The organism is Roseofilum capinflatum BLCC-M114 (assembly GCF_030068505.1).
Taxonomy (GTDB): Bacteria; Cyanobacteriota; Cyanobacteriia; order Cyanobacteriales; family Desertifilaceae; genus Roseofilum; species Roseofilum capinflatum.
In genome coordinates, this window is record NZ_JAQOSO010000119.1 from 46086 (window position 1) to 69182 (window position 23097).

Consider the following 23097-nt stretch of genomic DNA (forward strand, 5'->3'; position numbering starts at 1 on the left):
CGGGTCGTCGTGTCGCTAGTCTGCTCCGAACGTTAAGCTAAAGTGAGGAAATAGTAGGAAAGCTCAATGTTCTTTTCCTTATTCTTCAAGATCGAGATAATGAGGCTGTTAGGAGGATTGAAGCTCTAATTAAACCTTATACAGGTAAGTTAAGCCACGATCGCATTGAATGAATTGATGGCTGCTGAATCCTGTAGAGGCGTGTCGATTTTTGTATAAAGAGATAACCAGTACAGGCCTGTTCCCATTCCCTTCTGTCTTCTCACGGTTCGTGATACAGACTCAGGTTAGACTAAGAGCCGGAGTGTCTGGTTGTGAATCGGATATAGAAGGGTTAACCTTTCTATTGACTGCCCTCTGATGCTCTCTTGAACCTGAATCTTCAAGCCTATGTCCTTTAGTCTGCTCAAGCGACTGCGAAAAAATTATCATACCCAAGCTGTTGGCCGACGCGGGGGCAAATCTTCGCGTTTGAGTCAGTGGTTTAAGTGGCTCTCCCCTGGATTGTTTGTGAAGCGTTGGATGGTGATTAGCGCTGGGGGAATGATTCTGGCGGCGTTTGGATTAGCCATTTGGACGAAGATGACTCCGGTTTTCTATTTACTGAGATTAACGGAGGCGGTATTAAGCGGTTTGGCTCAGTTGGTTCCGAATACGATTAGCGGGCCGTTGGTGGTCATTGGCGGTATTCTACTGATTTTGTGGGGCCAAAGTCAAACGGTTAATTCGATTAGTCAGGTGCTGATGCCGCCTGGGGATGAGGAGTTGGTGGATCGGTTGATGAACCATCGTCGGCTGCATCGGGGGCCGAAAATTGTGGCGCTGGGAGGGGGAACGGGGTTATCGACGCTGTTGCGGGGGTTGAAGCTCTATAGTGCGAATATTACGGCGATTGTGACGGTGGCGGATGATGGGGGGTCTTCGGGACGGTTGCGGCGGGAGTTGGGGGTGCAGCCGCCTGGGGATATTCGCAATTGTTTGGCGGCTTTGGGGGATGAGGAGAAGTTGTTGACGGAGTTGTTTCAATATCGGTTTAAGACGGGGGATGGGTTAGCGGGCCATAGTTTTGGTAATTTGTTTCTGACGGCGATGAGTGAGGTGACGGGGGATTTGGAGCAGGCGATCGCCGCGAGTTCCCATGTTTTGGCGGTGCGGGGTCAGGTGTTACCGGCGACCCTAGAGGATGTGTATTTATGGGCGCAAATGGATGATGGCCGCCGGATTGAGGGGGAATCGCGGATTCCGGAGGCGCGGGGAAAAATTATGCAGATTGGCTGTGTTCCGGAGTCTCCGACCGCTTTACCGGCGGCGATCGCCGCGATTGAGGAAGCCGATTATATTATTATCGGGCCGGGAAGTCTCTACACGAGCGTGATTCCCAATTTGTTAGTGCCGGAAATTGTGGAGGCGATCGCCAAAAAACGAGTTCCCCGGATTTATGTCTGCAATATTATGACGGAACCGGGAGAGACGGATGGCTATACGGTTTCCGATCATATTCGGGCGATCGAACAAGTGGTGAAGAGGCGGATTTTTGATGCAGTTTTAGTACATAAACGCCCCCCTTCGGAAGCGGCGCTGATGCGATACGCTAAACAAGGTTCCCATCCCGTATTTTTAGACCGAGAAAATGTAGCCCAGTTAGGCTATCGAATGGTGATGAGTAATGTCATGGATGAAGACGCGATCGCCCATAAAGTACGTCATAATTCCCATCAATTAGCCAAGGTCTTGTTACGTTGGTATAGTCGCATCCGGGGCTTGTGATTTCACCAGACGGCTTTAAGCGTAACTTGGTAGAATCAGAACAGGTGATCAAACCCGTCTTTAATTCTTCATTGACTATGACTCAAACTCTGACTCCCTCACTCACCTTAGAGGACTTTTTAGAGCGTCCAGAAACCAAACCTGCTCTAGAATATATTAACGGAACTGTTGTTGAAAAAAACATGCCCCAAGGGGAACATAGTCGCTTACAATACAAACTCTGTTCGGCAATTAGCACAGTTGCAGAAACCGCTAAAGTGGCTTGTGCCTTCCCCGAACTGCGCTGTACCTTTGGAGGACGTTCAATCGTTCCTGATATTTCCGTATTTCGCTGGGAAAGAATCCCCCGAACTGATACCGGAAAAATTGCCAATCGCTTTGAACTTTACCCGGATTGGGTCATTGAAATTTTATCCCCTAACCAAAGTAGCTCTCAGGCGTTAGATAAATTGTTGCAATGTTCCCAGGCAGGTACAAGTTTAGGATGGTTGATTAATCCTACAGAAGAAAGTATTTGGGTAATTAGAGAACATCAAAGGATTGATGTATTTACAGCCCATACTACTCTTCCAGTTTTAGAAGGGATCGAGCTACAGTTGACTGTGGATGAAATTCTCGGTTGGTTAATGATCTAAACTCCCTGGATTCCTAGACTATTCAATTTCTAAATAAAAGGGCATTCTAGTATACATTCCTAAAGGATCGTTGAGGGTCGTTAACTCATGGATTTCTGCTTTGAATTTCTCCACTTCTTCCATCAACCAATCCGAAGCTTGTGGAGTATGGCGAATACCAATGAGTTCCTCAATTAATCTCTGTTCTAAACTGCGGGTTTGGGGATATTCTTTGAGTTGCCAATCTTCTCCTAATTCGGCCATTTCTGCGGCTTTGGCGATCGCCGCTTCCAACCCTCCTAACTCATCAACTAAGTTAATCTCTTGGGCATCTTTTCCAGACCAAATCCGACCTTGGGCAATTTGATTGACTTGTGCCACAGTCAAATTACGGGAGTCCGCTACTTTTTGCAGAAAGTCCTGATAAATTTGATTCACATTGCGTTGATATAAACTGAGTTCAGCCGGGGTGCGAGGACGGAAAAGGCTTCCCAAATCTCCATAGGCTCCGGTTTTTACTACATCCCAAGTGATTCCATTTTCATTGGCGATTTGTTGTACATTGGGTAAAATACCAAACACGCCAATCGACCCGGTAATCGTATTCGATTCCGCTAAAATGCGATCGCTGGCTGTGGCGATCCAATAGCCTCCAGAAGCGGCATAATTCCCCATGGAGACAATCACCGGTTTATTGGCAGCTTGAATTAACTCTAATTCCCGGCGAATCACCTCGGAAGCGGTGGCACTCCCTCCGGGACTGTTAATCCGCAAAACGATCGCCTTCACCTGATCGTCTAAGCGTAAATCGCGCAAAATCGACGCATAGCGATCGCCGCCAATTTCATTTTCTCCCACCCGTCCTTGGCCGTCCACAATCGAGCCTTCCGCATACACCAAAGCCACTTTTTGCTCCGAAGTCCGATCCACAGCCAAATCAATATCCTGGGGAATACTGGCATAGGTGGGAAAACTAATTTTGCGAAAGCTGTCCGCGTCTTCCTCACTTTCAGTTAACCCTTTAAGATCCTCAATCACCTGATCGTCAAACAGAATTTCATCCACTAACCCCTTCTGTTGGGCATCATTAGCGAATAAAACGCCATTACTATTAGAGAGGACTTGAATTTGGGCAGGATTGATAGAGCGATCGCCGCTAATCTGGTCTCGAAAATCGCCCCAAATCCCATCCAGCAACACCTGAAGTTGTTGGCGATTTTCCGCCGATAATTGGGTAGAAGTAAACGGTTCTACTGCCGACTTATACTTTCCAGCGCGAACCACCTGAACCCCAACCCCATACTTTTGCAGCGCTCCCCCTAAAAACATCACCTCCGAACTCAAGCCATTTAACTCCAGATTGCCCATGGGATGAATAATCACGCGATCGGCCACCGAAGCCAAATAATACTCCTTTTTGCTCCAACTCAAATCGTAAGCAATAATCGGTTTGCCCGCTTCCCGAAACCGTTGCAGCGCCGCCCGAATTTCCCGCAAATTGCCCCAACCGATACCCACAGTGGTCTCGGTTCCTTGCAAATACAGCCCCACAATGCGCTCATCGGCGATCGCCCCCTCCAGCGCATCCAGAAACTCCCGCAGGGTAATCGTCCGTTTCGTTGTCCCCGAAATCGCCTCATTAATCGCCGTTGTCGTCGTTGAACTCGGTTCCGTATCATTAATTCGCAGCCCCAAATCCAACACCAACATCGACCGATCCTTAACCTGGGGAGTCGTATCTTTAGCCGCCAAGCTGGCCAGTAACACAATAAATCCACCCATCCCCAGCATCACCAACAAGACCACACTCACCAATGTGCCGAGAATACTAGCAAACGTATATTTGAGGAATTGACGCATAATTCGAGACTCAACTGAGGGAGAGACCAGCTTACTGTACTAACCGATCATCATGACATTTTTTGTAAACTCTGGGTGTATTTCAGGGTACTGAGATCCGGATGGCCGGTACAGAACAGCACGGTTTTCAGCTCTGCAATCAACACATCCGCCAACTCCCGTAACGCCTCTTCCCCTTGCTGGGCCGCTTGTAGAAAGGGCCAAGCCAACCCCACCAAATCAGCTCCCAAGGCGATCGCCTTTGCCCCATCTAACCCCGTCCTCAAACCTCCTGACGCAATCAATGGGAGCGATCTATTCATCTGCCGAATCTGCACCAAACACTCAGCCGTCGGCATCCCCCAATCCCCAAACGTTTGCCCCAAACGGCGCTGGAGGCGATTTTCCGCCCGTTCGCTCTCCACCTTCGCCCAAGACGTTCCCCCCGCACCCGCCACATCAATCGCCTGTACCCCCACATCCAGCAACCGTTGAGCCGAACGAGCCGAAATCCCATTCCCCACCTCCTTCGCAATCACCGGCACAGACAACTTCTCACACACCTGACCAATTTTCGGCAGCAAACCCTTAAAATTCTTATCCCCACGGGTTTGAATACATTCTTGCAACGGATTCAGATGCAAAATCAGAGCATCCGCTTCCAACAACTCCACCACCCGTTGACACTGCTCCACCCCATAGCCATAGTTAAACTGCACCGCCCCCAAATTCGCCAATAAAACAATATCCGGAGCCACTTTCCGCACCTGAAACGTATCCGCCACATCCGGCTGTTCCACCGCCACCCGTTGCGACCCCACCCCCATCGCCAAACCATACTCCTGAGCCAGAGCAGCCAACCGGAAATTCACCATTTTCGCTTGCTCCGTTCCCCCCGTCATCGAAGAGATCAGAAACGGAGACCCCAAAGATTTGCCCAGAAACGAGGTCTTCACCTGGAGATCCTCATAATCTAAATCTGGCACACAATCATGAATAAACCGATACTGCTCTAATCCAGAAGTCGTGCGTCGGAATTGCACATCATCTTCCAAACAGATCCGCAGATGATCGGCTTTGCGATTTTCGATATCAGTAGGAGCAGAAGCAGAAGTGACCATAAATCTTGAACTGGGGGGTATTATACAGAGTCAGTTTATCCTTTTTGTTGGCCCATGGAAACGATCGGTTGAGACCCCACTCCGAGCTAATCTTGTAGCGTTTTTTAAAATACCCCTCTTAACTTGACTAAAAATCATCCAATATGGCCAGGTTTCCTCTGTGTCAAGAAAACGTTACTCAAATCAGACATTTTATAAAGTTTTATTACAATATCCGCGAATTTGCATAAAATCGCCCCAAAAAAACTGACTAACCTATAGGAGGGTGGCTCTGTTTCCGGGAAAATCCCGACGGGAAATTACCCAGAAACCGAACCCTAATGCTCTCCTATGTCCATCCAGAGAGGGATTCTACTTGACTTAACCCCCTGCTCTGGAACTGAAAACGATTAGGAGAATAAATCCATGTTAACGAACCAATCTGGGATTAGTGCAGTTTCTCGCACCGTTAAGCGCGTTGCTCTTGGGGTAACCTCTGTGGTTCTCTGTTGGAGCGGTTTGAACCTGTACGCGAAAGCCAATGCCGCTCAGTTTTCCGTCTTGTGGTGGGACACAACAGCCTCGCAGACTGGTATTAATATCGAACATCGTCAAGAAATATCTAGTTTTCTAGATGATTTTGATGGTGGCGATCTCTTTGATACCACGTATATTTTTCACCCAACATCTGGAGGACTTGAAGCCCATTTAGCCTCTAAGAGCTATGATGTTGTGGTTTTAGATAGTTTCTATAATCCTCCTTACAGTCCTGATTTTCCATTTGATTTAGCAGATCGGGAAGCCCTAAAACAGCATTACACCCAGAAATCGAATTTGATGCTCGATGGAAGTCTAGCCATTCGTAGTTTGGGATCTTACCCACAAGCTGATTTTCCTGGCCCCAATAACGCCTTGGGTAACTTTACCGTGAATCAGGTTTACGCACTGGCTACACGAGGAGGAGGGATTTTGATGGGTACTGATCATTATACTGTTCAAGAGGATGTTAACTATATGCTTGATGGTCTCTTCCCAGACCAACCAGCTAAGTTTAGTGGGTCTACAATTCCTTCTACTGATGGGATATTCTACGGTGCAGACTTGCTCAATAGTGCGGTAGTCGTTTCACCTAATGATATCTTCGCTCATTGGGACGCTATTCCCACTCAAGGAGTTGCTCCCACAGGGGATTTTATCGACTTCTTGGGCAACCCGGTCACTCTTTACAGTCAAGTGGATGTTGCCAATAAACCCGGTGGTGGGCAAAAGTATTCCTATATTTCTACCAGTTGGAAACCGGATGAGTGTACAACTGCTGTTACCGGGACAAGTTCTGCCTGTAATCCGGAAAAAGTGCCCGAACCTTCCGCAGTTTTGGCACTGTTCGCCGTTGGTGGTGTCGGTTCCCTGTTGAAGCGGCGTTAATATTCATACCGTAGGGGCGGGTTATACCCAAATCTTGTAGACTGACAACTATTTTTGTATTCATATCCGCTTGCGGAAACCCGCACGAACCCACCATGTCTCTACAGTACACACATTGAATTAGGTTCATGTAATATGAGACATGGTTGTAGGTGCGAACAATTTTTCGCACCTACAAAACCATTACCCTTTCACACAAACGACTTGCTTAAGTGTTGCCACCACTTCCACCAAATCCGATTGATTGTTCATCACTTCTTCAATGGGTTTGTAGGCTCCTGGAATTTCATCTAAAACTCCCTTATCTTTGCGGCACTCAACTCCATCGGTTTGGGCAATCAAATCATCCAGAGTATAGGACTTTTTGGCCTTGGTTCTCGACATTAATCGTCCTGCACCATGGGAACAGGAGCAATAGCTATCTACATGGCCTTTCCCTTTGACAATATAGGATTTAGCGCCCATGGAACCGGGAATAATGCCATAATCATTTTCTTGCGCTCGCACTGCACCTTTGCGGGTGACATAAACCGATTCACCGAAATGGGTTTCTTTTTCGGCATAATTATGATGGCAATTGACCTCTAGTAAAGGCTTCATCGGTTTGCCTCCGGTGAGGTGTTTTTCGATGATTCGCTTTACTCTGGCCATCATTACATCCCGATTAAACCGAGCATAGTGTTGGGCCCATTGTAGATCATGCCAATAGGCTCTAAATTCGGGAGTCCCAGCGACAAAATAGGACAAATCGGGGTCAGGTAAGGATTCTTGGGCTAATTTAGCCAAGTCTTTTGCCGTGTGAATATGATTTTGGGCTAATCGATTGCCAATATGTCGAGAACCGGAATGGAGCATGAGCCAAACTTGGTCTTCGGTATCGAGGCAAACTTCAATAAAATGGTTGCCACCGCCCAAAGATCCCATTTGTTTCATGGCTTTACCATCCAGGTTTTGCACCCCTTTGTGCAAATCCTTAAAGTCTTGCCATCCTTGCCAGTTGGTGACTGTTTTTTCGATGTCTTTATTATCATTGAAGCCGACGGGAATTGCTGCTTCAATGTCTTGGCGAATTTTTTTGAGTTTCCCATCGAGTTGATCGGCGATAAATGGGGTTTTGACTGCTGCCATACCGCAGCCAATATCGACACCTACGGCGGCGGGAATAATGGCTTCTTTGGTGGCAATGACGGAGCCAACTAAGGCTCCTTTGCCTAAGTGAACATCTGGCATTAAGGCCACATGCTTGAAGACAAAGGGCAAGGAGGCCACGTTTTTTGCCATGCGGGTTTCGTCGTGGGCTAGGGGGTGGTTTGCCCAAGAGAGTACGGGTTTGGCTTGGGCAAATTGCAGATGTTCATAAGGCATGGGAATGTTCCTCTGCTGTCCAGAATTCGGGCAGATAGCTGCCTTATGCTACAATATACTACAAAGTAGGAGTATCTGTCAATTGCTAGGGCTTCTATAGAGTGAAAAACCCAAGGGATGTGTTGGTGGGATTAAGGGTTGGGGGCGTTGGGATCTAACAGACGCTGTTTATAAGCGGCCCATCCCCCATATTCAGAAATGTCTGGCCAGCGATTGGTTTCAATTAATTCTTGAGGATAAAGCATGGCGGAAACTTGCGAGCCATCTTCTAGTTTAATTTTCCCTTCGTATAATCCTGGGGGTTCATTGGCCATGAGGTTATTGTATTGCTCAAGGGTGAGTTCATAGACTTCTCCGGGAATGGAAATTCCTCCTTCACTTACTTCGTAAATACCGGGATGAAGATCGTTAACGGAATGGAGGCGATAGAGGGGTAAGGTTTGGGTGGCACAAATTAAGGTTGCCCCTTGCAGGTTTTGATGATGGGGTTGTCCACTGAGGGCTGAACCACAGATAAAAAATTGTTTAGTTTCTTCCATTGGTCAAGGGATCAATTTTCTGTATTTTGATGTTTTTTAATTTTTTATTTTAACAATAAGAAAGTCACTTGTAAACAGCCCACAATTACGCCGAGTACGCCGCCTAAGTTGACAATTGCTTGTAGTTCACTGCGGACAATTCCATTGATGGCCATTTCTAAGTTGGCGGGGGAGGTGGCATTGACGCGATCGATGATTACCTGGTCAATATCTAAGATGGGAATGACTTGAGAAATAATGAGTTCTAGGTCTTTTTCTAAGTAGCGGTCTAAAATCAGGGCAAGTTCTTGGCTGACAATTTCTAGGGAGGATTGCATAATGGTGGAATTTTGCAGACGATTTAAAATTAGGGTGGCGATGTTTTCCCAGTTAATGGAGTTGCCTAGACCTTCAATTAAGTCTGCACCTCGTTCTTGTAAATAGATTCTCACACTCTGGCGAATGTTTTTTCGCAGTTGGCGAACGGTGAGGACGGGTAAATTTTGTAGGGAAAGACTTTGTAACCATTGCTGGGTTTTGCGCTGGATGGCTAAAGCATCCATGAGTTCTTTTATTTTTTTGTTGGCTTCTTCTTGTTCGTCTAAACAATAGTTGCGGAGACGATGCAAGGAGTTTTTGAGTCCGAGGAGGTTGGCAACGACCCAGTATGTGCCACTGGTTTTTTCCCGAAAGCCTTCGTCAATGATTTGAATGTTGTAGTCGGTGAGAAAATCGATTAGGGTTTGGCGAATGGTATTGGGGGGACAGACGACGTGAAAGAGCCATTCGGAGAGCGATCGCGCCTGAACTTCGGTTAAACTAAAATCTAAGAGGACTTGATCGAAGATATGGTTAATCTGGTCTTCGAGGAAGTCTTCTCGCCGAGCTAACACCCGAATTAAGCGGGGTAGGGACTGACCGAGTAGGTCTTTGAGGATACCGGCTAAAATTTTAGCGGTTTTTTGTTCTTTGTCTGCCTGGAGCTGTTTTAGGGCTAATTGGAGTAACCATAAAATAGCGGCTTGGGTGCGCTCGGTTTGTAATAAGCGACGGGCTAGGTTTTGCAGTTCGGTGGGGGTGAGCAACGATCCCATAATGGTATCGGCAACCCTCTGGGCTAACCGTCCTTGGTTACTGGGAATTAAGCCGGGAGTAAAGGGGAGTTTCTTTTTACCAATATAAATGGCTCGATAGGGGCGAAAGAGCATTTTAATGGCTAAATCATTGGTGAAATAGCCAATAACGCCACCGGCAATGGGGGGAGTAATGTATATCCAAAGATCTAAAAAACGCAAGGCTAGGACTAGGAATCAACAGATTTGGTCGTCACCAATACTCCCATCATACCGCCTGCGATTGGATAATGAACGGCGTGGGCAAATCCGGCTTGGTAGGCAAGGTTAACTTGTTGGGGGCCGAGGGGAAAGCGTTGGAGACTGGGCATAATGTAGGCGTATTCTTCGGTGAGTCCTTGGCTTTGAGCGTAGGGAACGACGACTCGATTGAGATACCCCTGTTGAAACTGTTGGAGGAGGGGTTGGCTGGGGCGATGGAAGTCGAGGATGGCGGCGGTTGCACCGGGTTTGAGGATGCGATGGAGTTCTTGCAATGCTTGGGGGATGCTGGAGACGTTGCGGAGTCCGTACCCCATGGTGGCGGCTTGGAAGGTGCTGTCGGGGAAGGGGAGATGGAGAACATTGGCGTTGATCCAGTGGATGGGAGTCCAGCTATAGTGGGTTTGGGCGATCGCCAGCAAATTCTGAGAAAAGTCTACTCCATAAACCTGACCGGTGGGCCCTACTTGTCGAGCTAATAACCGGGTGAGATCCCCACTGCCACAGCACAGATCGATCGCCATTCCGCCGGGTTTGGCTCCGCTCCATTGCACTGTCATGTGCTTCCAAATACGATGTTGGCCAAAGCTGAACCAGTCGTTTAGGCGATCGTAAACCGGAGCAATGCGATTGAAAATATCTTGAACCGAGGTTTGAGTCATTATTAGGTAATGGGTAATGGTCGGGGAGTGTCAAATCGATCCCCCTAGCTCATCATAGCGGTTTCATCGGACTTAATAGGATTCTAACTGCCGCTCACCTGTTGCAATTTCCTCAGTTCCCGATGCACACTAATCCCAATTTCCAGGGTTTCATTAATTAAGCGCCCATAATTGCTATCTTGACCCTGAACATCAAAATCAATTAAATCTGATAAATTACGATCCAATTGATTGAACAAATCATCCGGTAACTTGATTTGATGATACTCGCGCACTAATCGTTCAGCTTTCAGGGCATGGATAAAGCTATCTTTAGTAATTTTCAGGGCTTGCACCATTTGATAACGATTCTCAGAGTCTTGCTCGATGTAACCATCCGTAATCAACCGATCCATGCGATAGAATACGGTTACAATCTGGTCATATAGATCGAGTTCATTTAAAAGATTGAGCAAGTAAATCAAAGGTTTAGAATTGAAATAAACATAAAGATTAATCATCAGGAACAGACCAGCCGACAACCCCAAGCTAGAAACAACGGGTATCCAGTAATTAGGATGATTACTATTCCAGTAATTCCGAATCACCAGCAGAGTTGTGCCGGAAGCAATCACTAAAGTGAAGAAAAATAAGCCTAACTCCAGTCCCGAAAAGCGCAGCAGAGCCGCATTTCTTTTTTCTTCATTCGATTCTTTATGATTAATTTTTGCCCAAACGCGATAATATTCTCCCAGGAAACTATCGTGAATAGAAATGCCACTGATTTTTTGCAGGGTTTCATCGGATATTCGCAGGTCTTCTGAATCTGGATTCATAACAATTCTGGAGCAACATAAGGATGAGACAAGTTGAGATTAGTTAAACAAGGCAATAAAAGACTTAAAGACCGCACTATAAAAGTTACTTTCTAAAGGACGAAATAGCTGAAATGGTTCTCCTGGAGTTCCCATGAAAGGTCGCAGAGTCCAACTGAGTTGACTGCCAATGATGCCATATAAAAAAAGCCATCCCAAAAGAATTTTGTGGCGAATTTCATAACCAATGTCATCGATTTTCATCAGTTGTTTCATTCCTTCGTAAAAAAACTGAATTCCAAACAATCCAGTAATCCCCATGATTACAACATTTAAGAGAAGATAAAAGTGATAGTCGGGGATGCTTAACAGGAAGAAAACAGTGATGGGGGCAAAGCCACAAAGCAAAATACTAATTAGTCCCATGGCACTCATGAGTAAACAGAGATATTGTTCGGCATTACATTTAGAGCCAAATAAGACGTTAAACAGATATAATGTAGGGAAACAGATGATTAAGGTGAGCAAATAAAGAGCAGGGAGTTTGATGGCTGAAACCAAAGATTGATACCAATGCCCATAGGCTCCCATGATTAATCCATAAAAGGCGAAAAATATGGAGCTAGAAATGAATAATCCCGTAATTTTAGATTTAATTTTGATCCCTTGGTAAATTTCCTCCATGAATGAATTTCGCTCCCGTAGCATCTGCATGACGATGGCAAAATAATTCATGACTCTCAACTCCTGAAGTGATACATTATAATAGAATGACTTAAAAATAAATTCTTAAGTTCCCATTTTCTATTTTAAGCTGAATTTTGGGGATTAACCTCAAGTTTATGAAATATTCAACCTTATTTAAGAGAGTATGGATATCGGCCATTTCTGTGCTGGTGCAAGGTTCAGGACTGATATGGGCAATGGAGGGAGCGATCGCGTCAGGGATGCGTAGCATTATCGCGTCAGGGATGCGTAGCATTATCGCCCAACCGGTTCAGCGTCTGCGTAATATCCCCGCCGGAATTCCACCAACTCAGCAGTTATCGGAACATACCGGAGCAGTAAAGGCCGTCGCCGTCAGTACCAATGGTCGGTTGATTGTCAGTGCAGGGGAAGAGAATCAGATTTATCTGTGGGATTTGTGGGAAAATCGCCCTAGAGGAACACTCACGGGCCATACGGAAGCAGTGTTAGCGTTGGCCATGAGTCCACGGGGGAAATTAATGGCCAGTGGCAGTTTAGACCGCACCATTAAAGTTTGGAATACGGCAACGGGAGAAGAAATGACCACGTTTACGGGTCATCGCAATGGTATTTTAGCCTTGGCCATTAGTCCCGATGGCCGCATTTTAGCCAGTGGGGGATTGGATCGCACGATTCATTTGTGGAATTTGGAAACGGGAAAGGCGATCGGGGTTTTAGAGGGTCATGAAGATTGGGTACAAGCACTAACGTTTACTCCCGATGGGAATACCCTAATTAGTGGCAGTGCGGATGCCACAATTCGGTTTTGGAATTTGCATACGGGTGAAGAACAACAGATATTTGAGTCGCCAACCGGTGGGGTTTTAGCCTTGGCCTTGAGTGAAGATGGACAGTTTTTAGCCAGTAGTGGGTTTGAGGAGGCGATCGCCGTTTGGAATGTACGAACCCGACAACCGGAAACCCTGTTAACCGGCCATCGCATGGGGGTTTTGTCTCTTAAATTCAGCCCCACCGGAAATATTTTAGCCAGTGGAAGCGACGATGGAACAGTGAAGTTATGGAATTTGGCCACGCGATCGCCAATTCAGACGTTTTCAGGTCATGAAACGGGAGTGAGCGCGATCGCCTTTACCCCAGATCGTCGCTCCCTCATTAGTGGGGGAGATGATAGCCTAGTCAATCTCTGGAATCTCGATACTCGCCTATTTCCCGACACTTTTACCCCCCATGGCGACATGATTTCCGCCCTAGGATTTACGGGTACAGGGGATCTGTTAATTAGTGGCAGTTTAGACGAAAGCCTGAAGATTTGGCCTGTTGCGGCACGGGAGAATTCATCCCCTCTACAGACTTTTTCCAGTCATGAAACCTCCGTTTGGTCTTTAGCGATCAGTCCCATTCAACCGGTAATTGCGAGTGGCAGTTTTGACGGCAAAATTAAGCTGTGGAATTGGATTACCGGCCGCTTAATTGAGACCTTGACGGCCCATCGGGGTGGGGTGTATGGCTTAGAGATTAGTGCTGATAATCAACTATTGGTCAGTGGAGGAGACGATCGCACCGTCAAGCTATGGGATCTACAAACCGGGGTGTTGCTGAAAACCCTCGGCGGCCCCGAAGCCACCATTTATACAGTTACCTTGAGTGGCGATCGCCGTTGGTTAGCCTGCGGCAGCGCCGAGGGTCAGATCTACCTGTGGGATTTAAATCGCTTAGAGTTAGTCTCTAGTTTCCCCGCTCATCAGGGTGCAGTCTACGGGTTGGCACTGACAAGAGATGGTAAACTCTTAGCCTCCGGAGGAGAAGATGGCCAGGTGCGCGTGTGGGATTTGCGACCCGTTGAAGAAGGAAAGGAAGAGATTCCCACCAGTCGCCGTTTACAGGAAAAAGGGGCCCAAGTGCGATCGCTCGCTATGACTCAGGATGCCCGTTATATAGTCACCGGGTCAAGTGCCGGAGAGGTCAAAGTTTGGAACCTAGTTACCGGGGAGTTAGTACATACCTTAAGGGGTCATACGGGTGGTGTTTCAGCCATAGCTATTCACCCCAATAATCGCACCCTAGCCACCGGTAGCAGCGACAAAACCATCCGCTTATGGGACTTGATTGCGGGACAATCCCAGCAGGTGTGGCCCTAATGGATTACATTAAAAGGGGAATTGAGAGGAATCTTAAGGGATCTCATAGCAGCAAAAAGTGCTGTAACCTACTGCAAATAAGGAGAATTAGTAATCAACATGAGTAATCAGTTGGATGTCTTTGGTGTCGGTAATGCTTTAGTGGATGTGTTGGCCTTTGTTGAAGACCAGTTTATTACTGAACAGGCCCTCGATCGCGGAGTCATGACCCTGGTAGATACCAAAGCTCAGGGGAAAATTTTAGCAGGACTCCAGCGAGATGCCCTACAATTAAGGTCTGGAGGCTCTGCGGCTAATACCATGATCGCGATCGCCCAAAGTGGCGGTACAGGCTTTTACACCGGTAAAGTCAGCCAAGATGAGAACGGCGAGTTTTATGCCCAAGATATGAAAGCGGCAGGAATTGAATTTGAAGTTGAACCTGCCTCCCTAACAAACGGCCCCACAGGGACTTGTGTGGTCTTAACCACCCCTGATGCAGAGCGCACCATGTGTACCAATTTGGGAGTTTCGAGTACCCTCGCCCCCAGTGATATTGATGTCGAGAAGCTCAAGCGCTGTCAATATAGCTATGTAGAAGGTTATCTCTGGACAGCAGACGATCCCCGCCAAGCTTGTATTGAGACCATGGAGCAATCTAAGCGCCATGGGGTGAAAGTCTCTTTTACCCTTTCCGATCCATTTTTATTGCATAGTTTCCGCGATGATTTCCGTAAAGTGGTCACCGATTATTGCGATGTGCTGTTTTGCAATGCGGATGAAATTCGTCAGTTTTTAGACTTAGAAGACCTCGACGCTTGTGCCCAAAAGATCGCAGACATGGTTAATCTGGCGTTTATTACGGATAGTGATAAGGGCTGTTTGGTAGTAGAAAATAAACAAGTTGTGACCGTAGAAGGATTTCCTGTCAAACCCCTAGATACTGTAGGCGCAGGGGATGCCTTTGCTGGTGGTGCGTTATATGGTCTCACTCATGGCTATAGTGCAGCACAAGCTGCTCGTTGGGGTAATTGTCTCGGATCGGCGATCGTCCAGATCCAAGGCCCCCGGTTAGAAAAAGCACCCGTTGACCAGATGGCAACCATTCTTTCCCCTTCGCGGTAATGGGTAATATCAAGTCCGGATAATCCATTAAACTATAGCAGTAAGGTGGGCAGGGTCTGCTTGTAGAATTTGAATGATATTGCGGCCTTTTCCTGCCCACCCTACGCTCTACGAGCCAACATTACGATCGCCCCAATTGATCCTTCAGATTAGCCAAAGCAGACCAACGGCTATCTACAGCAGTCTCCTCACTCTCAGCCATTTCCTGATTCACCTCAATCCCTGGACAATCTTTATCGCAGAGTTGCCGATGGGGAAGTCGTAAGCAAAGCTGTTCATAGAGCCAGCTTTCTGGGTCAAAATGGCCATTGGGGGAGAGGGTTTCCACCAAATCCTCTAACGGCACTTCCCGCTCTAAGGGTAAATTGTCATTGAGGGTATCCGCATTGGGGTCGAGCCAAATCAACTCCTTCGCCTTCGCCCGCAGTCGATGATTATACTGTTGCAGACAGCGATCGCACTTTAGAGTTACAATCGTCTCGGCGATCGCCTTCACCTCCAAATAGCTCCCTTGGTGAATCATCTTCATCCAGCCCTGAACCGGCATCAAAGAATCCAACCCATCCAGATACTGATCAACCTCAATCTTCAGCCTTCCCTCTGGGCACTTCAACAACCCAGGAATATGGATCATCTGCATCCTTCCACCTCCTTGCCAACTACTCCCCAATCTGGGGTCGCTGTCGCACAATCAACCGTCTATGAGGCTCCTTACCCACACTCTCCGTTTCCAGATCCTCATAAGATTGCAGAAACTGATGTACCTCCCTCCTCTCCGCCGATGACAGCGCCTTCATCTCATACTCAATCGCCGTTTGACGCACCGTATAGGCCGCCACCTCAGCCATCTTCTGCACTTCCTGCTGTCGCTGATGACGATAGCCATTCAACTCCAAAGTAAACGACCCCTGTTCCTCTCGGTCTTGTCCCAGATTCAGAATCGCATTAATCAGATACTGAATCGCATCCAAACTTTCCCCACCCGTACCCACCAACTGTTCAATCTGAGACGCACTCAAGGGTGAAGGGTCAATGATCAACCAAGACGTTTCCTGTCCTGACCATCCTTCAATCACCTCCACCCTCACCGCAGTAGCTAGTCCCATCTTTTTCAACAGGTCTTCTAGCCACTGCTGGCCCCGCTTTTGCATGGTTTCCTTCATCGCTGCTACCGATGCCTATTTCTTTTTCGATTCCGGTTTACTTTTCTTTTTCGACCGCTTTTCAAAAGGCAGATCCGAGCGATTCTCAGATATCGTACCCGCAGGACTAACGCTCAGTCCTTTTTCCTCAACCAACTTCTGGATATTTTCCGGCAACGGTTCCTTAGACAAAATAAACGTTTGTGCCGTTTGGAAAATATTAGCAATCACCATATACATCAAAACCCCAGCCGGTAAGGGAAAGAATAAAAACATCCCCGTAAAGATCACCGGTGTAATCTTATTGATAGTTTGTTGTTGAGAATTGGCATCATTCGTGCTTGCTCCCTGGCCAGACAGCACCTGGTTAAGATACAAACTGACCCCGAAGAACAAGATCATCCCCAGGATATCGAAGTTAATATTGCCATTATCATCAAAAGCCCCGACTCGTCCCAGAGCTTGAATGAACAAAAATCCTTTCTGTGCGGCTAATCCGGGAACCGTACCTTGAAGGGTGACTTCCCCTGGTTGGCGGGCCACCAATGTACCATCAGGATTTACCTCTACCAGCTCTTCACCTTTGGTTACTGTCCAACTCGGTTGCAGCTTTTGCACCTGATCCGGATACTGAGCCACCAACTCGTTAACCGTTTGTCCTTCTACAGTTTGCAGATTAATTTGCGTTTTTTCGCCCACGCCAATCTTATTCCCTCCGGGCAAAATTGCTGCTACTTTAGCGTGAACTCCATCTTCTATATAGATATTCTGGGGTTTAGTGGCATAAATTTGCGGTTGAATTCGCTCAATCTGTTCTTGGGGAAAGATTTGCACATCCACCGTATAGTTGACATCTGCAAACGGCGATCCTCGCAACGTCGCAAACAGGGCAAATAGCACCGGCATTTGGATTAGCACGGGCAAACATCCGGCTAAGGGATTACCCACTTCTTTGAAGAGCTTCGCCATCTCTTCCTGTTGTTTTTCAGGATTGTCTTTATACCGATTGCGAATTTCTTCTTGTCGCTTCTGCATGTAGGGTTGTACCACACGAGAGCGGCGCATACTGCGAATTGATCCGGCACTCAGGGGATACAGAGCAAATCGAATCACCAAGGTTAGGGCGACGATCGCCAAACCATAGCTCGGTACGATCCCGTAGAAAAAGTCCAGGATCGGTAGCATAACATTGCTGGAAAGAAAACCAATACCAAAATCCATTCGTCGTGAGTTAACCTTTGCGCTGAGGAACTGCCTCTTCAGTGTATCTGATTGTCGGAGGCTTGATCTGATTAATCTGAGATCAATATTTAATCAATGTTGACCAAGGACAGTCAAAAGTCCCCATTTCCAGGGTTTTTACTGTCCTCGGACAAAGATCGGGATTAGGCTTTAACCTGACCCGCAGAGCCACTTTTAGTTTGGGCGTTTTTGGAGATTTTGCTATTGATATAGTCATACAGTTCTCGAAACTGGGGAAGCGATCGCATTTCTAGGCGGCTGCCGTCCTTCAGGGTAATCACCATATCCCCCCAAGCACCAAACCCCCTAGGAACCACCACCACCTGGGCCATTTCTGAGTAAATCACATCAGTGCGGTTGCGCCCCATCCATCCTCCAGTGGTCGATATCCGACGATTGGTAATCCGATATCGAGACCAAATGGCTCGAATCATCGAACCAATCGTTAGAGGAAGGGCAATGATTGTAAAACCAATCAAAATATTGAAGATTAAATCTCCAACATGGGGGCCACCCTCATAAATTACATCTTCTTTAATTCCCATTCAGTACCTCTGCCTGTGCCAATAACTGCTCTAATTCTCGCAGAAATTCGCCAGAATTGCAGGATTGAATGCTTGGGCGCACAATGAAAACCAATCGCCACCCCCTCTGAATTTCAGGCAGGAGCTGGCGCAGTTTGGCCCGAATTTGCCGTTTGATCCGATTGCGATAAACTGCTCGTTTATCAACTTTTTTGGCAATCACAATGCCGATTTGGGTGGGATGGCTAGGACGGCGGGCATTTTGCGAAGGAGAAAGCTTTGGCCCTAAAGCTCTTAGGGTCAAATGGGCACTTTCCTGTCGGATACCTTGACGATAGACCCCGACAAAATCTCGTCGATTTTTAAGTCGGTTAGCTTTGGGGAGCATGATTAGGGAATAGGGAATAGGGAATAGGGATTAGGGAATAGGGAATAGGTAAAAGTTAATCCCCCATCTCCCCTATCTTCCCCATTCTCCCACTTTTACCAAGCGAGGCTCTCAAAGCTTAAACGCTTAACCGATGACGACCTTTTTTTCTACGGGAGCGAATCACTCGGCGGCCGGTATGGCTCCGCATCCGGGCCCGAAATCCTGATGTTCTCTTTTGTTTGCGGTTGGTTCCTTCTAAGGTGCGTTTACTCATAGAATTTGTTTCACCTAAATAATTAGCGACTCGAATAAAAATGCCACAATCGCTTATTCTACCATATCTTGTGGGATGTATCCTCAAAGGCGGAAAGGGTAGAACAGGGAAACTCTATTCCCTATTCCCTATTCCCCATTCCCTATCAATTATGGGCTGATGCTCAGTTCCCATGTGCCAATATAGCGGGGAAGAGGCACTTCTCCAGGGGTGAAAATTAAGCACTTAAACCGATAAATGCCAAATCCGGGGTTTTTGACATTGGAAAAGACCAATTCTAATCCTGCCGTTCCTGCGGGGATAGGATTTTCTGGATAAATCTCCACCACCTTATTTTCCTTATCCCAAATCACCTCTTCTAGGGGTTGGGTTTCTCCTTTGATCCGTACTTCCACGTCATCGGGACTGATTTTCCCCGTAAAGTTGGCGGGACTCTCGGAATAGGAGATGGTAAAGGACTGAACGGCTTCGGTGAGCTTCTTGGTGGGAACCCGGAACCGATAACGATCCCATTCATTGGCAATACCATCATAGTCGAGGCGGAAGGGCAGGGTATTTTCCCGTCCTGGGCCACCAAAGATGGTGAGTCCGGGTAAGCCATTGGCGAGGGTTAGGGTGGGTACAGCGGCCACGAGGCCGGTGGCGATCGCCGCAGCTAATAGAGGATACTTGATTGACTTTAATGTTTTGTGCATAGGAAAACCGCTAAATCCACTCATCCTTGATTTAAGATACCGTTACTTAACTTTACCAAAAGAAACCCCAAGATTGACAAACGTCACCTTCTTAGGGCCCTAATCCGGACGTAAGGCAGGCTGAAAAGGTGCCAACATACCTAGGAGCGATCGCCACCCGCACAGAGAAACTGGGACTGTAAATACTCCGGCATTGATCTGATCTACCACAAGTAGCATAATTGAGGCATGGAAGTCAAAACAAGGAATTGCAACGCCTAAGCAAGATATTGAGTTAATTGAGGCCAGGCTTAAACGCGCTAAAGAACATTATTCAGAGAATTATACGAAGCAAGAAAACCATGAATCAACCTATCCCAGTCCAAACTGGAAGTAGTAACATATTTGCCGATTTAGAGTTAGAGAACGCTGAAGAATTACTGGTCAAGGCAGAATTAGCTCGAAGAATTAGTAGTATTATTTCTGCTCAAAATATGACTCAAACTGAGGCAGCAAAACTGCTAGGAATTGACCAGCCTAAAGTGTCAGCATTAGTCAATGGAAAGCTGTCTGGGTTTTCCACTACCCGGTTATTTCGGTTTCTGAATGCATTGGGTAGAGATGTGGAAATTGTAGTCAAACCCAAGTCTTGTACAGAAGCTCAAACACGGGTGGTTACATTGTAAGGGAAAATTAAGGGCGATCGCCAGGCTAGGTATCATGGATTTATTTCCTCTAAAAAATCCTGGTAAGTTAAAATTTTTGTCCCATCAAACTCCCCTAAAGTTAATAAATCTACATCCCCTGTAATCATCTTTGGTATCCCGACAAATAGAGACCTCTGATACAATGTCTATAGATACACCAATTATCCCTAAAAACTCTAGCAGTTCTTGGACTTTCTCGGCTGAAAAATATTTTTGTAGCTTTGGTCTTTGTATCACTCGATTAATTTCTTCTTTGATTTGGTCGCATAAGACCACTTGAATCCTCTGATTGACGAGTAATTCTTTCAGACTCGCTAATTCCTTACCAATCAAGAAACTAATCCAAAGATTAGTATCGATAATGACTTTAGTTGGCTGATTGTTGAGTATAAATTTCACTTCTCACGGCTTCAACCTCTTGAGTAATTGTATCTAGCGATAGTTCATCAGTTTTGAAAGACTCTAAAAGGGTGGTTAATTTACTATCTAACAATTCTCTAGCCAGTGCTTGACTTAATTGCAGTTTTTCGGGTTCGGGTAGTTGTTTGACCAAGGTTAAAACTTGCTCAAAGTTGAGCGAGAGATGATTAATCTGGGTGTATTGGTGGGGGCGGGTTTAGGGAAGTTATGGGTGGGTATTCTAGATTTGGGTAAAACCCGCCCCTACTGGCTTGGCAAGCTTAAAACTGTAGGTTGGGTTGAACGAAGTGAAACCCAACTTTCGTCAGACGGGTGTTGGGTTTCGTTCCTCAACCCAACCTACACTCTTACCCCCAATTTTAAGCTTGCCGGTCTACTACAAATTGGCTTGATGATTACGCTTTCGCCGTTAAGCGGGTTAAGACTTGCGTCGAACGATCGACAAAAGACTTCATACCACCGGCATCAAAGCCTTTTTGTGCCATCAGCGCCAAATCGTAAACTTGATTGCAAATCAGATTGGCTAATTCCGCAGAAGGAGAAGATCCTTCACCGGAAATAATTGTGCCTTGACTCAAGCGCAATAAGTCTTGAATTAAGGGGTGAGCGGTATTGACTAACAGAATATGCTCTTCGGGAAACTTGGCTGTTTCTTGTTGGAACATGGCGTTCATTTCCTGCAAGCGACGCATGAATTCTGGCAATAACACCATTGCGGGTGGGTTTTGCTCGTTATTATTGCCTTTCAAAGATTCTGTGCGAATCTGAAGTTTGGGTTTATTCAGCGCTTTCTCGAACAGTTCTTTAATCTGTTCGCTGGCAGTGGTATTGGTTTTCGGATCGACAATTTCTTTGTCGTTTTCCTTATCCAACAATTGCTCATCAATTTCGGCATCGACGCGGGCAAACTTGACATCGGAATGCTCGCGCTCTAGGAAGCTGATAAAGTGAGGATCGATGAAGGAGTCCATATAGAGAACTTCTAATCCTTGATTTTGGTGAAGTTGGATATAGGTTCCTTGATTCACTTCATCGGTGCAGTAGAAGACCCGATTTTCGTGGCGCTCTTTGTTGCGCTCCAGGTATTCTTTTAAGGTGCTATAGGTATGCCCTTGCGCGTCTTTGTTGCTCGGTTGCACCTCTTGCCAAGCGTCGTCTCCTTCCGTTTGCACTTGCACTTCTGGGGAACTGTCGGCACTTTCGCCGTCCCAAGTGGTACGGTAGATGACGATATCTTCGACTTGCCCTTTGAATTTGTCGTCGTTGAGGCAGCCAAATTTAACGAATGTGCCTAAGTCTTTCCAGCTCTTGATGTAGTCTTCGCGGGAGTCGCGGTATTGTTCTTTGAGGCGATCGCCGACTTTTTTAGCCACAAAGTCTGCTATCCTGCGAACGGTGCGATCCATTTGCAAAGCAGAACGGGACACATTCAGGGGAATATCAGGACTGTCAATCACCCCGCGCATGGGAAGCAGGAACTTCGGAATAATCTCCTCGCAATGCTCGGAGACGAACACCTGATTACAGAACAGCTTAATCTGTCCTTTGGTGACATCTACATCCGGTTTCAGTTTTGGGAAATACAAAATCCCATTAAGCAGGAAAGGATAATCGGTTTTCAGATGAATCCAGAGCAGGGGTTCCTCTTGGAAGGGATAGAGGTAGCGATAGAACTCTAGATAGTCCTCATCCGTCAGATCTCGTGGAGATTGTCGCCATAGAGCATCCCGTTTATTAATTTGCTCCCCATCGAGCATAATGGAAACCGGCATAAAATCACAGTAGGTTTTCACCAACTGCTTAATCCGAGTGGGTTCTAAGTATTCTTCCTCTTCATCCATCAGAGTCAGAATAATGGTGGTTCCACGGGTAGTACGCTCCGAATCTTCGAGCTTGAAGGCTGGGGAACCATCACAAGTCCAATGAACCGCTTGCGCTCCGTCTCGATAAGATAGGGTATCAATTTCAACTTGTTTGGCGACCATGAAGGAGGAGTAAAATCCTAGACCAAAATGGCCGATAATCCCTTCTTCTGTGGTTCCCTTATACTTTTCTAGGAATTCTTCCGCACTAGAAAAGGCGACTTGGTTGATATATTTTTTGACTTCATCAGCCGTCATGCCGATGCCATTATCGCTAATGGAGAGGGTTTTCTTCTCTTTATCGAGGCTAATGACAATTTCGGGTTCTCCGACTTCACCGGAAAATTCATCGGTGTGGGAGACCATTTTTAATTTGGCGATCGCATCTACCGCATTAGAAACCAATTCCCGAAAGAAAATCTCATGGTCAGAATAGAGGGATTTTTTGATAATCGGGAAAATATTCTCGGTATGAATATTGATTGTGCCTTGTTCAAGTACAGTCGTCATCGTT

The 23097-nt window shown here is 46.6% G+C and carries 24 protein-coding genes; 6 read left to right on the forward strand and 18 right to left on the reverse strand.

Annotated features, from left to right (window positions below):
• Window positions 1-390: 390 nt before the first annotated feature.
• Together PMG25_RS23605 and PMG25_RS23610 are read left to right on the forward strand one after the other, a co-directional pair.
• Window positions 391-1767 carry a gluconeogenesis factor YvcK family protein gene (locus PMG25_RS23605; protein WP_283769338.1) on the forward strand — a complete coding sequence of 459 codons (1377 nt, stop codon included), beginning with the start codon at window positions 391-393 and terminating at the stop codon, window positions 1765-1767.
• A 77-nt stretch (window positions 1768-1844) separates the two neighbouring features.
• Window positions 1845-2402: a Uma2 family endonuclease gene (locus tag PMG25_RS23610; protein ID WP_283769339.1), complete on the forward strand. Its 558-nt coding sequence runs from the start codon at window positions 1845-1847 to the stop codon at window positions 2400-2402.
• Window positions 2403-2420: 18 nt separating this feature from the next.
• Here PMG25_RS23610 and sppA read toward each other — a convergent pair whose 3' ends face one another.
• Window positions 2421-4241 (reverse strand): signal peptide peptidase SppA, encoded by a 1821-nt coding sequence (gene sppA / locus PMG25_RS23615; RefSeq protein WP_283769340.1) that lies wholly within the window; start codon window positions 4239-4241, stop codon window positions 2421-2423.
• A gap of 50 nt (window positions 4242-4291) precedes the next feature.
• Complete coding sequence (gene fni, locus PMG25_RS23620) at window positions 4292-5341, reverse strand: type 2 isopentenyl-diphosphate Delta-isomerase (protein WP_283769341.1); 1050 nt, start codon at window positions 5339-5341, stop codon at window positions 4292-4294.
• Window positions 5342-5746: 405 nt separating this feature from the next.
• On the opposite strand from fni, the gene PMG25_RS23625 reads away from it, so the two are divergent.
• A complete protein-coding gene (locus tag PMG25_RS23625; protein WP_283769342.1) occupies window positions 5747-6745 on the forward strand; it encodes a PEP-CTERM sorting domain-containing protein in 999 nt (332 codons plus the stop codon).
• 183 nt (window positions 6746-6928) lie between these two features.
• Here the strand turns inward: PMG25_RS23625 and PMG25_RS23630 are convergent, their stop codons facing one another.
• The 6 genes from PMG25_RS23630 to PMG25_RS23655 all read right to left on the reverse strand — a co-directional run bounded on the left by PMG25_RS23630 (window position 6929) and on the right by PMG25_RS23655 (window position 12153).
• Complete coding sequence (locus PMG25_RS23630; RefSeq protein WP_283769343.1) at window positions 6929-8110, reverse strand: RtcB family protein; 1182 nt, start codon at window positions 8108-8110, stop codon at window positions 6929-6931.
• Window positions 8111-8241: 131 nt separating this feature from the next.
• Window positions 8242-8649, reverse strand: a complete 408-nt coding sequence (locus PMG25_RS23635) for an allophanate hydrolase-related protein (RefSeq protein WP_283769344.1) — start codon at window positions 8647-8649, stop codon at window positions 8242-8244.
• Between the two features lie 44 nt (window positions 8650-8693).
• The gene (locus PMG25_RS23640; protein WP_283769345.1) at window positions 8694-9923 is read right to left on the reverse strand and encodes a DUF445 domain-containing protein; all 1230 of its coding nucleotides are present in this window, start codon (window positions 9921-9923) and stop codon (window positions 8694-8696) included.
• Window positions 9924-9931: 8 nt separating this feature from the next.
• Window positions 9932-10624, reverse strand: a complete 693-nt coding sequence (gene ubiE / locus PMG25_RS23645; protein WP_283769346.1) for a bifunctional demethylmenaquinone methyltransferase/2-methoxy-6-polyprenyl-1,4-benzoquinol methylase UbiE — start codon at window positions 10622-10624, stop codon at window positions 9932-9934.
• Between the two features lie 83 nt (window positions 10625-10707).
• Window positions 10708-11439 (reverse strand): hypothetical protein, encoded by a 732-nt coding sequence (locus PMG25_RS23650; protein WP_283769347.1) that lies wholly within the window; start codon window positions 11437-11439, stop codon window positions 10708-10710.
• A 39-nt stretch (window positions 11440-11478) separates the two neighbouring features.
• Window positions 11479-12153, reverse strand: a complete 675-nt coding sequence (locus PMG25_RS23655) for a hypothetical protein (RefSeq protein ID WP_283769348.1) — start codon at window positions 12151-12153, stop codon at window positions 11479-11481.
• Between the two features lie 107 nt (window positions 12154-12260).
• On the opposite strand from PMG25_RS23655, the gene PMG25_RS23660 reads away from it, so the two are divergent.
• Window positions 12261-14264: a WD40 repeat domain-containing protein gene (locus PMG25_RS23660; RefSeq protein ID WP_283769349.1), complete on the forward strand. Its 2004-nt coding sequence runs from the start codon at window positions 12261-12263 to the stop codon at window positions 14262-14264.
• A 99-nt stretch (window positions 14265-14363) separates the two neighbouring features.
• On the forward strand, window positions 14364-15368 hold the full coding sequence (locus PMG25_RS23665; protein WP_283769350.1) for an adenosine kinase: 1005 nt from the start codon (window positions 14364-14366) through the stop codon (window positions 15366-15368).
• A 121-nt stretch (window positions 15369-15489) separates the two neighbouring features.
• Here PMG25_RS23665 and PMG25_RS23670 read toward each other — a convergent pair whose 3' ends face one another.
• The 7 genes from PMG25_RS23670 to PMG25_RS23700 form a co-directional block, all read right to left on the reverse strand.
• Window positions 15490-16008, reverse strand: coding sequence for a YceD family protein (locus PMG25_RS23670; protein ID WP_283769351.1), 519 nt, complete (start codon window positions 16006-16008; stop codon window positions 15490-15492).
• 19 nt (window positions 16009-16027) lie between these two features.
• The gene (locus PMG25_RS23675; protein WP_283769352.1) at window positions 16028-16519 is read right to left on the reverse strand and encodes a Jag family protein; all 492 of its coding nucleotides are present in this window, start codon (window positions 16517-16519) and stop codon (window positions 16028-16030) included.
• Window positions 16520-16546: 27 nt separating this feature from the next.
• Window positions 16547-17731, reverse strand: a complete 1185-nt coding sequence (gene yidC, locus PMG25_RS23680; protein WP_283769353.1) for a membrane protein insertase YidC — start codon at window positions 17729-17731, stop codon at window positions 16547-16549.
• 164 nt (window positions 17732-17895) lie between these two features.
• Window positions 17896-18297 (reverse strand): PH domain-containing protein, encoded by a 402-nt coding sequence (locus PMG25_RS23685; RefSeq protein ID WP_283769354.1) that lies wholly within the window; start codon window positions 18295-18297, stop codon window positions 17896-17898.
• Window positions 18287-18664 (reverse strand): ribonuclease P protein component, encoded by a 378-nt coding sequence (rnpA, locus tag PMG25_RS23690; protein WP_283769355.1) that lies wholly within the window; start codon window positions 18662-18664, stop codon window positions 18287-18289. Before rnpA ends, PMG25_RS23685 begins: the two co-directional genes overlap by 11 nt.
• Before the next feature lie 118 nt (window positions 18665-18782).
• Window positions 18783-18920 carry a 50S ribosomal protein L34 gene (rpmH, locus tag PMG25_RS23695; RefSeq protein ID WP_283769356.1) on the reverse strand — a complete coding sequence of 46 codons (138 nt, stop codon included), beginning with the start codon at window positions 18918-18920 and terminating at the stop codon, window positions 18783-18785.
• 149 nt (window positions 18921-19069) lie between these two features.
• Window positions 19070-19615: a DUF2808 domain-containing protein gene (locus PMG25_RS23700; RefSeq protein WP_283769357.1), complete on the reverse strand. Its 546-nt coding sequence runs from the start codon at window positions 19613-19615 to the stop codon at window positions 19070-19072.
• 341 nt (window positions 19616-19956) lie between these two features.
• On the opposite strand from PMG25_RS23700, the gene PMG25_RS23705 reads away from it, so the two are divergent.
• A complete protein-coding gene (locus PMG25_RS23705) occupies window positions 19957-20280 on the forward strand; it encodes a helix-turn-helix domain-containing protein (RefSeq protein ID WP_283769358.1) in 324 nt (107 codons plus the stop codon).
• Window positions 20281-20364: 84 nt separating this feature from the next.
• On the opposite strand, the gene PMG25_RS24590 is transcribed toward PMG25_RS23705, so the two are convergent.
• The 3 genes from PMG25_RS24590 to htpG form a co-directional block, all read right to left on the reverse strand.
• Complete coding sequence (locus PMG25_RS24590; RefSeq protein ID WP_347178933.1) at window positions 20365-20700, reverse strand: putative toxin-antitoxin system toxin component, PIN family; 336 nt, start codon at window positions 20698-20700, stop codon at window positions 20365-20367.
• Window positions 20669-20893, reverse strand: coding sequence for a type II toxin-antitoxin system VapB15 family antitoxin (vap15, locus tag PMG25_RS23710; protein WP_347178934.1), 225 nt, complete (start codon window positions 20891-20893; stop codon window positions 20669-20671). The genes PMG25_RS24590 and vap15 overlap by 32 nt, the downstream gene beginning before the upstream one ends.
• A 223-nt stretch (window positions 20894-21116) precedes the next feature.
• Window positions 21117-23093 carry a molecular chaperone HtpG gene (htpG, locus tag PMG25_RS23715; protein ID WP_283769360.1) on the reverse strand — a complete coding sequence of 659 codons (1977 nt, stop codon included), beginning with the start codon at window positions 23091-23093 and terminating at the stop codon, window positions 21117-21119.
• Between the last annotated feature and the right edge of the window lie 4 nt (window positions 23094-23097).

What these genes read in the sequence shown, in the direction of transcription:
- PMG25_RS23655 (WP_283769348.1), bottom strand. Translation starts at nt 12,153, where the DNA reads ATGAATTATTTTGCCATCGTCATGCAGATGCTACGGGAGCGAAATTCA.
- rpmH (WP_283769356.1), bottom strand. Translation starts at nt 18,920, where the DNA reads ATGAGTAAACGCACCTTAGAAGGAACCAACCGCAAACAAAAGAGAACA.
- PMG25_RS23665 (WP_283769350.1), top strand. Translation starts at nt 14,364, where the DNA reads ATGAGTAATCAGTTGGATGTCTTTGGTGTCGGTAATGCTTTAGTGGAT.
- ubiE (WP_283769346.1), bottom strand. Translation starts at nt 10,624, where the DNA reads ATGACTCAAACCTCGGTTCAAGATATTTTCAATCGCATTGCTCCGGTT.
- PMG25_RS23625 (WP_283769342.1), top strand. Translation starts at nt 5,747, where the DNA reads ATGTTAACGAACCAATCTGGGATTAGTGCAGTTTCTCGCACCGTTAAG.
- PMG25_RS23605 (WP_283769338.1), top strand. Translation starts at nt 391, where the DNA reads ATGTCCTTTAGTCTGCTCAAGCGACTGCGAAAAAATTATCATACCCAA.
- yidC (WP_283769353.1), bottom strand. Translation starts at nt 17,731, where the DNA reads ATGGATTTTGGTATTGGTTTTCTTTCCAGCAATGTTATGCTACCGATC.
- PMG25_RS23670 (WP_283769351.1), bottom strand. Translation starts at nt 16,008, where the DNA reads ATGCAGATGATCCATATTCCTGGGTTGTTGAAGTGCCCAGAGGGAAGG.
- htpG (WP_283769360.1), bottom strand. Translation starts at nt 23,093, where the DNA reads ATGACGACTGTACTTGAACAAGGCACAATCAATATTCATACCGAGAAT.
- rnpA (WP_283769355.1), bottom strand. Translation starts at nt 18,664, where the DNA reads ATGCTCCCCAAAGCTAACCGACTTAAAAATCGACGAGATTTTGTCGGG.
- PMG25_RS23660 (WP_283769349.1), top strand. Translation starts at nt 12,261, where the DNA reads ATGAAATATTCAACCTTATTTAAGAGAGTATGGATATCGGCCATTTCT.
- PMG25_RS23700 (WP_283769357.1), bottom strand. Translation starts at nt 19,615, where the DNA reads ATGCACAAAACATTAAAGTCAATCAAGTATCCTCTATTAGCTGCGGCG.
- PMG25_RS23685 (WP_283769354.1), bottom strand. Translation starts at nt 18,297, where the DNA reads ATGGGAATTAAAGAAGATGTAATTTATGAGGGTGGCCCCCATGTTGGA.
- fni (WP_283769341.1), bottom strand. Translation starts at nt 5,341, where the DNA reads ATGGTCACTTCTGCTTCTGCTCCTACTGATATCGAAAATCGCAAAGCC.
- PMG25_RS23635 (WP_283769344.1), bottom strand. Translation starts at nt 8,649, where the DNA reads ATGGAAGAAACTAAACAATTTTTTATCTGTGGTTCAGCCCTCAGTGGA.
- PMG25_RS23705 (WP_283769358.1), top strand. Translation starts at nt 19,957, where the DNA reads ATGAATCAACCTATCCCAGTCCAAACTGGAAGTAGTAACATATTTGCC.
- PMG25_RS23675 (WP_283769352.1), bottom strand. Translation starts at nt 16,519, where the DNA reads ATGCAAAAGCGGGGCCAGCAGTGGCTAGAAGACCTGTTGAAAAAGATG.
- PMG25_RS23610 (WP_283769339.1), top strand. Translation starts at nt 1,845, where the DNA reads ATGACTCAAACTCTGACTCCCTCACTCACCTTAGAGGACTTTTTAGAG.
- PMG25_RS23650 (WP_283769347.1), bottom strand. Translation starts at nt 11,439, where the DNA reads ATGAATCCAGATTCAGAAGACCTGCGAATATCCGATGAAACCCTGCAA.
- sppA (WP_283769340.1), bottom strand. Translation starts at nt 4,241, where the DNA reads ATGCGTCAATTCCTCAAATATACGTTTGCTAGTATTCTCGGCACATTG.
- PMG25_RS23630 (WP_283769343.1), bottom strand. Translation starts at nt 8,110, where the DNA reads ATGCCTTATGAACATCTGCAATTTGCCCAAGCCAAACCCGTACTCTCT.